This window comes from Staphylococcus sp. HMSC067F07 (assembly GCF_001837405.1).
Lineage (GTDB): Bacteria > Bacillota > Bacilli > Staphylococcales > Staphylococcaceae > Staphylococcus > Staphylococcus capitis.
Genome location: NZ_KV832237.1, coordinates 162,269 through 178,683, shown reverse-complemented (window position 1 = coordinate 178,683; position 16,415 = coordinate 162,269). Strand labels below are relative to the sequence as shown.

Sequence of the window (16,415 nt, the reverse complement as noted above, 5' to 3'; positions counted from 1 at the left end):
CATGTGATATGAAATCACAACTATCATGGAAAGTGGGCGGACAACAAGGTGAAGGTATCGAATCTACTGGAGAAATCTTCGCTACTGCAATGAATAGGAAGGGATACTTTTTATATGGTTACAGACACTTTTCAAGTCGAATTAAAGGTGGTCATACTAACAATAAAATAAGAGTATCAACTACGCCTGTTCATGCCATTAGTGACGATTTAGATATCTTAATTGCATTCGATCAAGAAACGATTGAGTTAAATCATCATGAAATGAGAGAGGATAGTATTATAATTGCGGATTCTAAGGCTAAACCGACGAAACCAGAAGGCTGTAAAGCGCAACTTATAGATTTACCGTTTACAAGCACTGCTAAAGAACTTGGGACAGCACTGATGAAAAACATGGTGGCTATTGGAGCTACTTCAGCGCTTATGAATTTAGACACAACTACTTTTGAAGAATTAATTACGAACATGTTCTCTAAAAAGGGAGAAAAAGTAGTTGATATGAATATCGAAGCACTTAACGAAGGTTATCGTTTAATGAAAGAACACCTAAGTTCTATTCAGGGAGACTTTGAATTAGAAGCAATTAATGAAGATCCTCACTTGTATATGATAGGTAATGATGCAATTGGATTAGGAGCAATATCAGCAGGTTCTAAATTTATGGCTGCTTATCCTATTACTCCAGCATCTGAAATTATGGAGTATATGATTGCTAATCTTCCTAAAGTCGGTGGCACTGTTGTTCAAACGGAAGATGAAATTGCTGCAGCTACAATGGCTATAGGGTCTAATTATGCTGGTGTAAGAGGGTTTACAGCAAGTGCAGGTCCTGGTTTATCATTGATGATGGAATCAATTGGTTTATCAGGAATGACTGAAACACCATTCGTAGTCATCAACACTCAACGTGGCGGACCTTCAACAGGTTTACCTACTAAACAAGAACAATCAGATTTAATGCAAATGATATATGGTACACACGGTGATATTCCAAAAATTGTAGTTGCTCCAACTGATGCTGAAGATGCATTCTATCTTACAGTAGAGGCATTCAATTTAGCAGAGGAATATCAATGTCCTGTCATTATTTTAAGTGATCTACAACTTTCTTTAGGTAAACAAACAGTTAAGTCATTAGATTATAATAAGATTCAAATTAAACGCGGCGAATTACTTCAATCTGATATAGAACGTGAAGAAGATGATAAAGGCTACTTTAGAAGATATGCCTTAACAGGTAATGGAATTTCACCTCGTCCTATTCCGGGTGTAAAAGGTGGCATTCATCACATCACTGGTGTTGAACATAATGAAGAAGGTAAACCTAGTGAAGCGGCTTCTAATAGACAAGCACAAATGGAAAAACGTATGCGTAAAACAGAAAATCTAGTTATAGAAAAACCTATTGAATCTAATGAAAAATATGATGAGGCAGATTTATTATATATAGGTTTTATTTCTACCAAAGGTGCTATTAACGAAGGCGCAGAACGTTTGGAATCTCAAGGTATTAAAGTTAATACTATACAAATTCGTCAGTTACATCCATTCCCTAAAGATACGATTCAACATGCAATCGATAAAGCATCTAAAGTGATTGTAGCTGAACATAATTATCAAGGTCAGTTATCTAATATTTTAAAAATGAACACAAAAGTAGAAGAAAAATTAGTGAACCAAACTAAATATGATGGTACACCTTTCTTACCTCATGAAATTGAAGATAAAGGATTAGAGATAGTCAAGGAAATTAAGGAGTTGGTTTAATTGGCTACATTCAAAGATTTTAGAAATAATGTTAAGCCAAATTGGTGCCCAGGATGTGGAGATTTCTCAGTACAAGCGGCCATACAAAAAGCAGCTGCCAATGTAGGTTTGGAACCTGAAGAAGTTGCAATTATTACAGGCATTGGATGTTCTGGTAGATTATCAGGATACATTAATTCTTATGGTGTTCACGCTATACATGGTCGTGCCTTACCTTTAGCACAGGGTGTTAAAATGGCGAACAAAGATTTAACTGTTATTGCTTCAGGTGGCGATGGAGACGGTTATGCAATCGGTATGGGGCATACGATTCATGCATTAAGAAGAAACATGAATATGACATACATTGTCATGGATAATCAGATTTACGGTTTAACTAAAGGACAGACATCACCTTCTTCAGCAGTAGGTTTTGTAACTAAATCTACACCTAAAGGGAATATTGAGAAAAATGTAGCCCCATTAGAATTAGCTCTTTCATCAGGTGCTACATTTGTAGCACAAGGTTTTTCAAGTGATATTAAAGCATTAACTAAAATGATTGAGGATGCGATTAATCATGATGGATTTTCATTTGTTAATGTATTCTCACCTTGTGTAACATATAATAAAGTTAACACTTATGATTGGTTTAAAGAGCATTTAACTAGCATTGATGATATTGATGATTATGATAATTCAGATAAACAGTTAGCTATGCGAACAGTTTTAGAGCACGAATCGCTAGTTAAAGGTATTGTCTATCAAGATACTGAAACGCCTTCATACGAATCTCAAATTAATGAACTTGAAGATGAGGCTCTAGCTAAAAAAGATGTTCATATTACAGAAGATACGTTTAATGATTTGACAGCTCAATTTATATAATTTTTTGGTATCTGAGTGCCTACATGGGGTGCTCAGTTTTTTTATGATGAAAATCTATATTTTAATTCTTGATTAAAAATATTTAAATTGCGTAAATGACTTTTTAAATTATTTATTTTGGGAATATGCAAAATAAACAATCTTATTGGAGGTAGTCATGGATAGATTTAAATCAATGAAAGAATTAGAAAACGTAACTGTGGAAAATGAAGATTGGGAAATTGAAACAGATGATAAAGATAGTAATGTATCAATCTTAGCGATTCACGGTGGTGGTATTGAACCAGCTACGACTGAGTTAGCACAAGTGATTGCTGATAAAGGGAATTTTAATTATTTTTCTTTTAAGGGACTACGTAGTAAAGGCAATAATGAATTGCATGTTACATCTACAAATTACGATGACCCACAAGCTATTAAAATTGTTGAAAAAAGTGAAAGAGCGATAGCATTGCATGGTTGTAAAGGCGAAGATAGTGTAGCTTATCTTGGAGGCAATGATCAGCAACTTATTGATATATTAAGTGATACGTTATCAGATGTAGGTATAAAGGTACAAGAAGCGCCGAATACGATGGCTGGGAAGCAAGATGAAAATATTATTAATTTAACTAAGAATAATGCTGGCGTTCAAATCGAGTTAACTTCAAGTCTTAGAAAAGAATTATTTGTGAATAACAAAAGTTCACGTAAAAGTCGTGAAGACCGAGATAACTGGGGTGACTTAATGTACGACTTTGCAGATGCAACAATTAAAGCACTACAACAAGTTTAGTCTTTAGCGTATACTTACTTTATGAATGTTAAAATATGAGTATATGATTGTATAAATAAAAGGAGTGATATTGTAGTGCAAGATACTTTAATGAGTGTACAAATAATTCCTAGAACTCCAAACAATGAAGATGTGATTCCTTATGTTGATGAGGCAATTAAAATTATTGATGAATCAGGAATGCATTATAGAGTAGGGCCATTGGAAACAACTGTTCAAGGAGAAATGAGTGAGTGTCTTATTCTAATTCAAAAACTTAATGAGAGAATGGTTGAATTAGAATGTCCAAGTATTATTAGCCAAGTTAAATTTTATCACGTCCCTGAAGGAATTGATATTGAGACATTAACTGGCAAATATGATGAAGAATAAACAAAGCATCACATAATAAACTAATGTTAAATTTTTTATAATAGGTTAGAGACAAATTAAGCTTAAAAGGTTTGATTTGTCTCTTTTTATATGTCATTTTTGAAAAATAAAACAAAACGTCTTTTTGCACTTTAACTTTAAATTTAATATAATGTAGTAATGATTATGGGCTTATAGAAAGGATTTTTCAAAGTGAATGAAGAACAAAGAAAAGCTGGTACGATAAACATTTTAGCTGAGCGTGATCGTAAAGCTGAAAAAGACTATAGCAAATACTTTGAACAAGTGTATCAACCACCTAGTTTAAAAGAAGCAAAAAAACGTGGGAAACAAGAAGTACAATATAATAGAGATTTTCATATTGATGAAAAGTATAAAAACATGGGTAACGGTCGTACTTTTTTAATTAAAACGTATGGTTGTCAAATGAATGCACATGATACTGAAGTTATGGCGGGGATATTAAAGGCTTTAGGTTATAGTGCGACAACTGATATTAATCAAGCAGATGTAATTTTAATTAATACTTGTGCTATTCGGGAAAATGCGGAAAACAAAGTTTTTAGTGAAATTGGAAATTTAAAACATCTTAAAAAAGAACGTCCTGATTGTCTAATCGGGGTATGTGGATGTATGTCTCAAGAAGAATCAGTAGTAAATAAAATTCTAAAATCTTATCAAAATGTAGATATGATATTTGGTACACATAACATCCATCACTTACCTGAAATTTTAGAAGAAGCGTATTTATCTAAAGCAATGGTAGTAGAAGTTTGGTCTAAAGAGGGAGATGTTATTGAAAATCTTCCTAAGGTAAGAGAAGGTAGTATAAAAGCTTGGGTTAATATCATGTATGGATGTGATAAATTCTGTACATATTGTATCGTACCTTTCACGAGAGGTAAGGAACGTAGCCGTCGCCCTGAAGATATTATTAATGAAGTAAGAGAATTAGCAAGAGAAGGCTATCAAGAAATTACTTTATTAGGTCAAAATGTAAATTCCTATGGTAAAGATATCGAAGATCTAGATTATGGACTTGGTGATTTACTAGAAGATATATCTAAGATTGATATACCAAGAGTAAGATTTACAACAAGTCACCCTTGGGACTTTACGGATCGTATGATTGAAGTTATAGCAAATGGTGGTAATATAGTTCCTCACATTCACCTACCAGTTCAATCAGGGAACAATGCCGTTTTAAAAATTATGGGTCGTAAATATACTCGTGAAAGCTATCTTGATTTAGTAAATAGAATAAAAACTGCAATTCCTAATATAGCGTTAACAACAGATATTATTGTAGGATATCCTAATGAAACTGAAGAACAATTTGAAGAAACGCTATCGTTATATGATGAAGTAGAATTTGAACATGCTTATACTTATCTATACTCTCAAAGAGATGGAACACCAGCTGCTAAAATGAAAGATAATGTGCCTACTGAAGTGAAAAAAGAACGATTACAAAGGTTAAATAAAAAAGTAGGTGAATACTCTCAAAAAGCTATGAGTAAATATGAAGGTAAAATCGTTACAGTATTGTGTGAAGGAGCAAGTAAAAAGGATGACACAGTATTAGCTGGTTACACTGATAAAAATAAACTAGTCAACTTTAAAGCTCCTAAAGAAATGATTGGAAAACTTGTTGATGTTAAAATCGATGAAGCAAAACAATATTCATTAAATGGAACATTTGTGAAAGAACATCAAAAGGCAATGGTGGTTCATTAAACAATGTATTCAAAAGAGGATATCTTAAAACATGCAGATATACTAGCGCAACGCATTAATGACCTAGATGTTGTAAAAGATTACCAATCGATTGAACAGCAAATCCATAATAATAAAACAATTGAAAGTAAGATGAAAAGTCTAAAAAATCAACAAAAACAATCTGTCAACTTTCAAAATTATGGGAAAGATACTGCCTTCCGACAATCTGAAAATCAAATTCATCATATTGAAGATGAAATAAATAATTTACCAATAGTCGAAGAATTTCGTTCTGCACAATACGATGCGAATGATTTATTACAAATGATGATCAAAACAATGGAAGATAGACTTAATGAACATAACAAACGAGAGCATAAGGAATAAAAGCTAATTGAGGAGTAAATGCTATGAAAATAAGGAATTTGACTATAACTGCATTTTTAATCGCAATCAACGTTGTATTAAGTAGTCTTATTGTAATACCTTTAGGACCTATAAAAGCAGCGCCTGTTCAACATTTTATTAATGTTTTATGCGCTGTGTTTGTAGGACCGTGGTATGGATTAGCTCAAGCGCTTATTTCTTCAATTTTAAGAATTAGTTTTGGAACAGGTAGTCCTTTTGCTTTCCCGGGTAGTATGATTGGAGTTCTCTTGTCTAGTCTATTCTACATGTATAGAAAACATATTTTCATGGCATCAGTTGGAGAAGTTTTAGGAACTGGTGTCATAGGAAGTTTAATGTGTATACCTTTAGCATGGTTTATGGGAATGGAAGACTTCTTTGTAAAACCATTAATGATAGCGTTTATGGTTTCAAGTGTAATTGGTTCTCTAATTAGCTATATAATACTTATTATTTTAAAAAGACGCGGGTTATTAGATAAATTTAAAAAGAAATAATTAATTATCATGTACGCTTTATTATTAAGGGATTAAATAAATGGGGTAACTCTGTTTAATTCGTATAATAGAGCGTGCTTTTTTATTCACTTTTTGATTAAGCGAGTTACATGTTTATATGTTAAAATGTATGAGTTAAAACAGTGCGTAAAAAATTTTAAAAAATAGAAAAATATTTATAAATAAGGGTTGTGAAAATAGAAATGGCGAATGTAACACCGATGATGCAACAATATTTAAAAATAAAATCAGAATATGATGATTGTTTATTATTTTTTAGACTCGGCGATTTCTATGAAATGTTCTTTGAAGATGCCAAAGAAGCCTCAAGAGTACTTGAAATCACCTTAACTAAAAGAGACGCTAAAAAAGAAAATCCAATCCCAATGTGTGGCGTACCTTATCATTCAGCAGATAGTTATATTGAAACCTTAATTAATAATGGGTATAAAGTAGCGATTTGTGAACAGATGGAAGACCCTAAACAAACAAAAGGCATGGTTAAAAGAGAAGTTGTAAGAATTGTCACTCCTGGTACAGTCATGGAACAAGGTGGCGTAGATGAAAAACAAAATAACTACATTCTTAGTTTTGTAAAAGATGAAGAAATAGCACTTAGTTATTGTGATGTTTCTACTGGAGAATTTAAGTCTACCCATTTTCAAGACGAAGCGACGTTATTAAATGAAATAACGACGATAAATCCTAATGAAATTGTTGTTAATGAAGCATTATCTGAAGAACTCAAACGCCAAATTAGTATGACTACAGAAACAATTACAGTACGTGAGACTCTATCAAATGAACAATACGAGACTAATAAGCTTGCTCATAATCTAATGTATAAATCTGCACAATTATTACTAGATTATATTCATCATACTCAAAAGAGAGACTTATCTCATATAGAAGAAGTTGTACAATATGCGGCTGTTGATTTCATGAAGATGGACTTCTATGCCAAACGTAATCTAGAACTAACAGAAAGTATTAGACTCAAATCTAAAAAGGGTACTTTACTTTGGTTGATGGATGAAACAAAAACACCAATGGGTGCTAGAAGATTAAAACAATGGGTAGATAGACCTTTAATTAGTAAAGACCAAATTAATGATCGATTAAATATAGTTGAAGAATTCATTAATCGTTTTATCGAAAGAGATACCTTACGTAATTATTTAAATCAAGTTTATGATATTGAAAGATTGGTAGGTAGAGTCAGTTATGGCAACGTGAATGCCAGAGATTTAATTCAGCTCAAGCACTCAATATCAGAAATTCCACATATTAAAGAATTACTTAATGAATTAGATGCTCAAACTACTACTCAATTTAGTGAACTTGAGCCGTTAGATGATCTTTTAGAACTATTAGAAGAAAGTTTAGTAGAAGAACCTCCAATTTCAGTTAAAGATGGTGGATTATTCAAGACAGGTTTCAATGAACAACTAGATGAATACTTAGAAGCTTCTAAGAACGGTAAAAATTGGTTAGCAGAATTACAGGCTAAGGAACGTGAGCGTACAGGTATCAAGTCTCTTAAGATAAGTTTTAATAAGGTTTTTGGTTATTTTATTGAAATCACACGTGCTAATTTGCAAGGATTTGAACCTAGCGATTATGGCTACAATCGCAAACAAACATTATCCAATGCAGAGCGTTTTATTACAGATGAATTGAAAGAAAAAGAAGATATCATTTTAGGTGCCGAAGATAAAGCGATTGAATTAGAGTATCAATTATTCGTTAAATTGCGTGAGCACATTAAAACTTACACTGAAAGGTTACAACAACAAGCTAAAATTATTTCTGAATTAGATTGTCTACAGAGTTTTGCTGAAATTGCGCAAAAATATAATTATGTAAGACCTTCTTTCAGTGATGATAAAACCTTACATTTAGAGAATTCGAGACATCCAGTGGTAGAGAGAGTTATGGATCATAACGATTATGTGCCGAACGATTGTAGTTTAAACAATGATACATTTATTTATCTCATAACCGGGCCAAATATGTCTGGTAAGTCAACTTACATGAGACAAGTAGCAATTATTAGCATTATGGCACAAATGGGAGCATACGTACCTTGTGATTCAGCTATATTACCTATATTTGATCAAATTTTCACTAGAATAGGTGCAGCTGACGACTTAGTTTCAGGTAAAAGTACATTTATGGTAGAGATGTTGGAAGCACAAAAAGCGTTAACTTATGCTACAGAAAATAGTTTAATTATTTTTGATGAAATTGGTAGAGGGACATCTACTTATGATGGACTTGCTTTAGCACAAGCCATGATTGAGTATGTAGCACAAACTTCTCATGCTAAAACATTATTTTCAACTCATTATCATGAATTAACTTCACTAGATCAAATGTTACCATGTTTAAAAAATGTACATGTAGCTGCTGATGAATATCAAGGAGAACTGATATTCTTGCATAAAGTTAAAGATGGAGCCGTCGATGATAGTTATGGTATACAAGTAGCTAAATTAGCTGATTTGCCAGAAGAAGTAATAAGTCGAGCTCAAGTAATACTAGATGAATTTGAACAAAAACCATCTAATCAAATTATGCCTAATGAATTACCAAATAATCATACAAATGATGAAAATGTAAAAAATGAGCATCACAATAGTGACGACAAATCAATGATCAAAGATTCATTTGAACAAGCTGCATTTGATTTATTTGATAATAGTGAAGAACAAAGTGAATTAGAATTAGAAATTAAAAATTTGAATTTATCCAATATGACGCCTATAGAAGCACTTGTGAAATTAAGTGAGTTACAGAATCAATTAAGATAGAGGTAGGTGTAAGAAATGGGAAAAATAAAAGAATTACAAACCTCATTAGCTAACAAAATTGCAGCCGGCGAAGTTGTAGAGAGACCCAGCTCTGTAGTTAAAGAATTATTGGAGAACGCGATTGATGCAAAATCCACCGAGATAAATATTGAAGTGGAACAATCAGGTATTTCTTCAATTAGAGTTGTTGATAACGGAACAGGTATTGAGCAAGATGATTTAAGTCTTGTCTTTCATAGACACGCAACAAGCAAATTAGATGTTGATGATGACTTATTCCATATTAGAACTTTAGGATTTCGTGGTGAGGCTTTAGCCAGTATTTCATCAGTATCTAAAGTGACATTAAAAACGTGTACAGATAATGAAAATGGCTTTGAAGTATATGCTGAAAATGGTGAGATCGTTAATCGTAAGCCAGCAAAAGCTAAAAAAGGTACAGACATATTAGTTGAATCCTTGTTCTATAATACACCAGCGCGCTTAAAATATATTAAAAGTCTTTATACAGAATTAGGGAAGATAACTGATATTGTTAATCGAATGGCGATGAGTCATCCTGATATTAGAATCTCTTTAGTGTCTGATGGCAAAACACTAATAAGCACGAACGGTTCAGGTCGCACGAATGAAGTGATGGCAGAGATATATGGAATGAGAGTTGCTAAAGATTTAGTACATATTTCAGGAGATACAAGTGATTATCATCTTGAAGGTTTCTTTGCAAAGCCTGAACATTCAAGAAGTAACAAGCATTATATTTCAATTTTTATTAATGGTAGATATATCAAGAATTTTATTCTTAACAAAGCTATTTTAGAAGGATACCATACATTATTAACTATAGGCAGATATCCAATTTGCTATATCAACATTGAAATGGATCCTATTTTAGTAGATGTTAATGTGCATCCAACTAAGTTAGAAGTTCGTTTATCAAAAGAGGACCAGTTATATGATTTAATAGTTGAAAAAATTAGAGAGGCCTTCAAAGATAGAATTCTAATACCTCAAAATGATTTAGACCGAACACCTAAAAAGAATAAAGTCCTTGAATCATTTGAACAACAAAAAATGGATTTCGAAAAACGAAATTCTGAAGTGACAAATGACGACTCAACAACCGCCCATCCTTCATCTAATAAGGACCATTACAATACTAATGATTCAGAAATTAGAGAAGGTATCAATAATTACCAAGATACAAATACTACTTTATCAAACCATGAAAATGAGAAAGGATTTACCTCTCATAATATACAACGTTCCGAAGAGGATAATTACTCTCAAGTTCAAAAAGACATACTTAATGATATGGAGGACGATTACCTTTTAAATACTGAATCAACCTCTAATAATGAAGAAGATATTAAAGGTACAGTGAGTCAAGATCCTAAGCGACGTGTACCATACATGGAAGTTGTGGGCCAAGTTCATGGAACATATATTATTGCTCAAAATGAAAATGGTATGTTTATGATAGATCAACATGCAGCGCAAGAGAGAATAAAGTATGAATATTTTAGAGATAAAATAGGAGAAGTATCTAACGAAGTTCAAAATTTACTTATACCTCTTACATTTCATTTCTCAAAAGATGAACAAATGATTATTGACCAGTATATAGATGAATTAGATAAAGTTGGAATACAGCTAGAGCATTTTGGTGGTCATGATTATATTGTAAATAGTTATCCAGTATGGTTTCCAAAAGCTGAAGCACAGGAAATAATTAAAGATATGATTGAGTTAGTTTTAGAAAATAAAAAAGTAGATGTGAAAAAGATAAGAGAAGATGCAGCGATTATGATGTCTTGTAAGAAATCTATTAAAGCTAATCATTATTTAAAAAATAATGAAATGTCAGATTTAATTGATCAACTAAGAGAAGCAGAAGATCCATTTACGTGTCCGCATGGTAGACCAATTATAATCAATTTTTCAAATTATGAATTAGAAAAACTATTTAAACGAGTGATGTAGAGGAGCTGTTATCTTGAAAGAAAATATTTTACCAGCTATTAGAAACATGAGAGATCTTGAAAGATTAACGAAGACGAACTATAAAGCTTGTGTATTGTTAGATATGCATATCGGCCATTTAAAAAGTATTATGGGGTTACTAAAGCAATATAATATAGAGTGTTATATTCATATCGATTTGATTAAAGGATTGAGCCATGATGAATTTGCTTGTGAATATATCATTCAACAATATCAACCAAAAGGTATCGTTTCTACAAAAACAAAAGTGATTAGGAAAGCTAAATCATTAAATACCTTAACGATATTTAGAGTGTTTATTATTGATAGTCAAGCACTTACTAGAAGTATAGAGTTAATTGAAAAAGTCGAACCAGATTTTGTCGAAGTATTACCAGGTATAGCTAGTAAAGCGATTAATCAAATTCAAAAAGAGACTACAACATCAGTTATTGCGGGCGGATTAATCAATGATGAAGCAGAAATTCAAGAAGCCATATCTAGTGGAGCTAAATATGTTACTACAAGCTATCAAAAGCTCTGGTAGTTACAAATTATGAGTTGTTTAAAGAATGATTTTCTTCTTTGAGCAACTCTTTTTTTATAAAAAATTATCAATAAAACTAAAGTATTTAATAAGTGTTTTGGTTATCAATAATATTTCATCACTATTTTTATAATTATAAATACTAATTATGACAATTATTTTACAAAGTTATTGACAACGCTTACAACACAATAGTAAAATTGTATCAAGTTTAAAAGTTAATAATAGAACAGAGACTGGGAGATTTCTACGAGCTTAATATCGCTATGGTAGGGGTCTCTCTGTTTTTTGGGAGGAATTTATATGAATGCTTATTTAGCAGAATTTTTAGGAACTGCGATTCTAATCCTTTTCGGGGGTGGCGTATGTGCAAACGTCAACTTGAAGAGAAGTGCAGGCAACAACGCTGACTGGATTGTTATCGCAGCGGGTTGGGGACTTGCCGTGTCAATGGGTGCCTACGCTGTTGGTAAATTCTCAGGTGCACATTTAAACCCAGCTGTAACTATAGCTCTTGCCATGGATGGCGGATTCAGTTGGGCTCAAGTACCAGGATATATCATTTGCCAGATGTTAGGTGGTATCGTTGGTGGTGCACTCGTTTGGTTAATGTATCTTCCACATTGGAAAGTCACTGAAGAACCTGACGTTAAATTAGGCGTGTTCTCTACAGCACCTGGTATCAAAAATTATTTCGCCAACTTTTTAAGTGAGATAATCGGTACAATGGCTTTAACTTTAGGTATTCTATTTATTGGTGTAAATAAAATTGCTGACGGATTAAACCCACTTATTGTTGGCGCTTTAATTGTAGCAATTGGTTTAAGTTTAGGAGGCCCTACTGGTTATGCAATTAACCCAGCTCGTGACTTAGGCCCACGTATTGCCCATGCAATATTGCCAATTGCAGGAAAGGGTAAATCTAATTGGTCATATGCTATAGTGCCTGTATTAGGTCCTATTGCAGGTGGTATGCTCGGTGCAGTCATTTACGAAGTATTTTATAAACAAACTTTTAATGTAAGTTGTGCCGTTGGAATTTTAGTAGTAGTAATCACTCTAGTATTAGGGTTGATATTAAATAAATCTTCAAAAAAAGGTGTCATTGAATCAATTTACTAATAGTAACAATATATTAGATAATTATAATTATCGGGATTAAAATTTCTCAATTATGTGTATAGATATAATGGTTGATACTTTATAAATAGTTTTAAAATGTTAACTTTATAAAGCTTATTATTAATCACATCAAAAGGAGTCAAAACCTATGGAAAAATATATTTTATCAATCGATCAGGGAACAACAAGTTCACGTGCAATCTTATTTAATAAAGATGGAGAAATTAAAGGTGTTTCTCAACGTGAATTTAAACAACATTTTCCACACTCAGGTTGGGTAGAACATGATGCTAACGAAATTTGGACTTCAGTTCTTTCAGTAATGGCTGAAGTTATGAATGAAAATGATATTCAATCTGAACAAATTGAAGGTATCGGTATTACTAACCAACGTGAAACAACAGTGGTTTGGGATAAAAATACCGGACGACCAATTTATCACGCGATAGTTTGGCAATCACGTCAAACGCAAGATATTTGTACTGAATTAAAAGATCAAGGTTATGAAGAAACATTCAGAGATAAAACAGGTTTACTACTAGACCCTTATTTTGCAGGAACTAAAGTAAAATGGATTTTAGATAATGTTGATGGCGCAAGAGAGAAAGCAGAAAATGGAGACTTATTATTCGGAACTATTGATTCTTGGTTAGTTTGGAAGTTGTCAGGTAAAGCGGCTCATATCACTGACTATACGAATGCTAGTCGTACTTTAATGTTCAATATTCATGATTTAAAATGGGATGATGAACTATTAGACATTTTAGATGTTCCTAAACAAATGCTTCCTGAAGTTAAAGAATCAAGCGAAGTGTATGCTAAAACTATAGATTATCACTTCTTTGGTCAAGAAGTACCTATTGCCGGTATCGCTGGTGACCAACAAGCTGCATTATTTGGTCAAGCTTGTTTCGACCGTGGTGACGTTAAAAACACTTACGGTACAGGTGGCTTTATGTTAATGAACACTGGTGAAGAAGCGGTTAAATCAGAAAGTGGATTATTAACAACTATTGCATATGGTATTGACGGCAAAGTGAACTATGCGCTTGAAGGTTCAATCTTTGTTTCAGGTTCAGCTATCCAATGGTTACGTGATGGTTTGAGAATGATTAATTCTGCACCTCAAACTGAGAACTACGCTTCACGTGTGGACTCAACTGAAGGCGTTTATATGGTTCCAGCATTTGTAGGCTTAGGTACGCCTTATTGGGATTCTGATGCTAGAGGCGCATTCTTCGGATTAACTCGCGGTACTGAAAAGGAACACTTCATCCGTGCAACATTAGAATCACTATGCTATCAAACACGTGATGTTATGGAAGCAATGTCAAAAGATTCATCTATTGAAGTACAAAACTTACGTGTAGATGGTGGTGCAGTTAAAAATAACTTCCTAATGCAATTCCAAGCTGATATCGTTAATACAGCAGTTGAAAGACCTGAAATTCAAGAAACTACTGCTTTAGGTGCTGCATACTTAGCAGGTTTAGCTGTAGGATTCTGGGACGATAAAGAAGATATTAGAGAACGTTGGAAGCTTGAAACTGAATTTGAACCAAAAATGGAAGATGAACAACGCACTAAGTTATACAAAGGCTGGAAAAAAGCTGTTGAAGCAACTCAAGTATTCAAATTAGAAGATTAAGACAAATTTTTTAAAGGAAAAATGAGCAATAAATGGACTTGATTTTCTTAAATGTGATATACTTTATTTAAGTTAATAAGAAAATCGAGAAACGAGAGATCTGTTCGTACAAAACAATTAAATGTTGTTGTGGGATAGGTGTCTCGTTTTTTATTTATTTCTAGGAGGCGTTTAGATAATGGCATTATCTACATTGAAAAGAGATCATATCAAGAAAAATTTAAGAGAAAATGAATATGACGTTGTTATCGTCGGTGGTGGTATTACAGGTGCAGGTATTGCTCTTGACGCTAGTAACCGCGGTATGAAAGTAGCATTAGTTGAAATGCAAGATTTCGCACAAGGTACAAGTTCTAGATCTACTAAACTTGTTCATGGTGGTTTAAGATATTTAAAACAATTACAAGTTGGCGTTGTTGCTGAAACTGGTAAAGAACGTGCAATTGTTTATGAGAACGGTCCACATGTAACTACACCTGAATGGATGCTGTTACCAATGCATAAAGGTGGTACATTCGGTAAATTCTCAACAGCTATCGGTTTAACAATGTATGATAGACTAGCTGGTGTTAAAAAATCTGAACGTAAAAAAATGTTATCTAGACAAGATACACTAGATAAAGAACCACTAGTTAAACAAGAAGGCTTAAAAGGTGGCGGTTATTACGTTGAATACCGTACTGATGACGCTCGTTTAACTATTGAAGTTATGAAAAAAGCAGCTGAAAAAGGTGCAGAAATCATTAACTATACTCGTTCAGAACATTTCACTTATGATTCAAATAAAAAAGTTAATGGTATCGAAGTATTAGATATGATTGACGGAGAAACATACGGTATTAAAGCTAAAAAAGTAATTAATGCTTCTGGTCCATGGGTTGATGAAGTGAGAAGTGGTGACTATGCACGTAATAATAAACAACTACGTTTAACTAAAGGTGTGCACGTTGTTATCGACCAATCTAAATTCCCATTAGGCCAAGCAGTTTATTTCGACACTGAAAAAGATGGTCGTATGATTTTCGCTATACCTCGTGAAGGTAAAGCATATGTTGGTACAACTGATACTTTCTATGATAACGAAAAAGCAACACCATTAACTACACAAGAAGATAGAGATTATCTCATTGATGCGATTAATTACATGTTCCCAAGTGTTAATGTTAAAGATGAAGATATCGAATCAACTTGGGCAGGTGTTCGTCCATTAATCTTAGAAGAAGGTAAAGACCCATCTGAAATTTCTCGTAAAGATGAAGTTTGGGAAGGTGAATCAGGCCTACTTACTATTGCTGGTGGTAAGTTAACAGGTTATCGTCATATGGCACTAGATATTGTTGACTTATTAGCTAAACGTTTAAAACAAGAACATGGACTTAAATTTGAACCATGTGCAACTAAATATCTTAAAATTTCTGGCGGTGACGTAGGTGGTAGTAAAAACTATCAACACTTTGTTGACCAAAAAGTTGACGCAGCCAAAGGATTTGGTATTGAAGAAGATGTTGCACGTAGATTAGCTAGTAAATATGGTTCTAACGTAGATCATTTATTCAACATAGCTCAAACTGCTAAACAACAAGATAATCATTTACCATTAGAAATTTATGTGGAATTAGTTTACGGAATTCAACAAGAAATGGTTTACAAACCAACTGACTTCTTAGTACGTCGTTCAGGTAAATTATACTTCAATATTCAAGATGTTTTAGATTATAAAGAGGCTGTTATTGACGTTATGGCTGACATGCTTAACTATTCAGATGCTCAAAAAGAGTCTTACACTAAAGAAGTAGAAGAAGCAATTGATCAAGCACGTACTGGAAATAATCAACCAGCAGTTAAAGAATAATCATGTTGAATTAATACGTATGAATATCTAATAAACTACTTGT

The 16,415-nt window shown here is 33.0% G+C and carries 13 protein-coding genes; all 13 read left to right on the top strand.

The features are described from left to right. Window positions 1–8: 8 nt before the first annotated feature. The 13 genes from HMPREF2706_RS07835 to HMPREF2706_RS07775 all read left to right on the top strand — a co-directional run bounded on the left by HMPREF2706_RS07835 (window position 9) and on the right by HMPREF2706_RS07775 (window position 16,372). Window positions 9–1,769, top strand: a complete 1,761-nt coding sequence (locus tag HMPREF2706_RS07835) for a 2-oxoacid:acceptor oxidoreductase subunit alpha (RefSeq protein WP_030064821.1) — start codon at window positions 9–11, stop codon at window positions 1,767–1,769. Beyond that, entirely contained in the window at window positions 1,770–2,636 is an 867-nt protein-coding gene (locus HMPREF2706_RS07830) for a 2-oxoacid:ferredoxin oxidoreductase subunit beta (RefSeq protein WP_030064823.1), read from the top strand. A gap of 157 nt (window positions 2,637–2,793) precedes the next feature. Continuing rightward, complete coding sequence (locus HMPREF2706_RS07825) at window positions 2,794–3,411, top strand: poly-gamma-glutamate hydrolase family protein (protein ID WP_030064825.1); 618 nt, start codon at window positions 2,794–2,796, stop codon at window positions 3,409–3,411. Between the two features lie 75 nt (window positions 3,412–3,486). Beyond that, window positions 3,487–3,783 (top strand): thiamine-binding protein, encoded by a 297-nt coding sequence (locus HMPREF2706_RS07820; protein WP_030064827.1) that lies wholly within the window; start codon window positions 3,487–3,489, stop codon window positions 3,781–3,783. Between the two features lie 192 nt (window positions 3,784–3,975). Continuing rightward, a complete protein-coding gene (gene miaB / locus HMPREF2706_RS07815) occupies window positions 3,976–5,520 on the top strand; it encodes a tRNA (N6-isopentenyl adenosine(37)-C2)-methylthiotransferase MiaB (RefSeq protein WP_023350367.1) in 1,545 nt (514 codons plus the stop codon). Between the two features lie 3 nt (window positions 5,521–5,523). Beyond that, window positions 5,524–5,889: a YlbF/YmcA family competence regulator gene (locus tag HMPREF2706_RS07810; protein WP_023350366.1), complete on the top strand. Its 366-nt coding sequence runs from the start codon at window positions 5,524–5,526 to the stop codon at window positions 5,887–5,889. A gap of 23 nt (window positions 5,890–5,912) precedes the next feature. Next, window positions 5,913–6,407 carry an energy coupling factor transporter S component ThiW gene (thiW, locus tag HMPREF2706_RS07805; protein WP_002437014.1) on the top strand — a complete coding sequence of 165 codons (495 nt, stop codon included), beginning with the start codon at window positions 5,913–5,915 and terminating at the stop codon, window positions 6,405–6,407. A gap of 203 nt (window positions 6,408–6,610) precedes the next feature. Continuing rightward, window positions 6,611–9,220, top strand: coding sequence for a DNA mismatch repair protein MutS (gene mutS, locus HMPREF2706_RS07800; RefSeq protein WP_030064830.1), 2,610 nt, complete (start codon window positions 6,611–6,613; stop codon window positions 9,218–9,220). Between the two features lie 15 nt (window positions 9,221–9,235). After that, entirely contained in the window at window positions 9,236–11,203 is a 1,968-nt protein-coding gene (mutL, locus tag HMPREF2706_RS07795; RefSeq protein WP_030064832.1) for a DNA mismatch repair endonuclease MutL, read from the top strand. 13 nt (window positions 11,204–11,216) lie between these two features. Beyond that, window positions 11,217–11,750 (top strand): glycerol-3-phosphate responsive antiterminator, encoded by a 534-nt coding sequence (locus tag HMPREF2706_RS07790; RefSeq protein ID WP_049428563.1) that lies wholly within the window; start codon window positions 11,217–11,219, stop codon window positions 11,748–11,750. Between the two features lie 303 nt (window positions 11,751–12,053). Further along, window positions 12,054–12,872, top strand: coding sequence for an MIP/aquaporin family protein (locus HMPREF2706_RS07785; RefSeq protein ID WP_070862303.1), 819 nt, complete (start codon window positions 12,054–12,056; stop codon window positions 12,870–12,872). Between the two features lie 148 nt (window positions 12,873–13,020). After that, window positions 13,021–14,520 (top strand): glycerol kinase GlpK, encoded by a 1,500-nt coding sequence (glpK, locus tag HMPREF2706_RS07780; protein ID WP_002433942.1) that lies wholly within the window; start codon window positions 13,021–13,023, stop codon window positions 14,518–14,520. 178 nt (window positions 14,521–14,698) lie between these two features. Further along, window positions 14,699–16,372: a glycerol-3-phosphate dehydrogenase/oxidase gene (locus HMPREF2706_RS07775; RefSeq protein ID WP_030064837.1), complete on the top strand. Its 1,674-nt coding sequence runs from the start codon at window positions 14,699–14,701 to the stop codon at window positions 16,370–16,372. Window positions 16,373–16,415 lie beyond the last annotated feature (43 nt).

Coding starts and splice junctions, on each gene's coding strand:
- HMPREF2706_RS07785 (WP_070862303.1), top strand. CDS start 12,054: ATGAATGCTTATTTAGCAGAATTTTTAGGAACTGCGATTCTAATCCTT.
- glpK (WP_002433942.1), top strand. CDS start 13,021: ATGGAAAAATATATTTTATCAATCGATCAGGGAACAACAAGTTCACGT.
- mutL (WP_030064832.1), top strand. CDS start 9,236: ATGGGAAAAATAAAAGAATTACAAACCTCATTAGCTAACAAAATTGCA.
- mutS (WP_030064830.1), top strand. CDS start 6,611: ATGGCGAATGTAACACCGATGATGCAACAATATTTAAAAATAAAATCA.
- HMPREF2706_RS07825 (WP_030064825.1), top strand. CDS start 2,794: ATGGATAGATTTAAATCAATGAAAGAATTAGAAAACGTAACTGTGGAA.
- HMPREF2706_RS07775 (WP_030064837.1), top strand. CDS start 14,699: ATGGCATTATCTACATTGAAAAGAGATCATATCAAGAAAAATTTAAGA.
- HMPREF2706_RS07810 (WP_023350366.1), top strand. CDS start 5,524: ATGTATTCAAAAGAGGATATCTTAAAACATGCAGATATACTAGCGCAA.
- HMPREF2706_RS07835 (WP_030064821.1), top strand. CDS start 9: ATGAAATCACAACTATCATGGAAAGTGGGCGGACAACAAGGTGAAGGT.
- thiW (WP_002437014.1), top strand. CDS start 5,913: ATGAAAATAAGGAATTTGACTATAACTGCATTTTTAATCGCAATCAAC.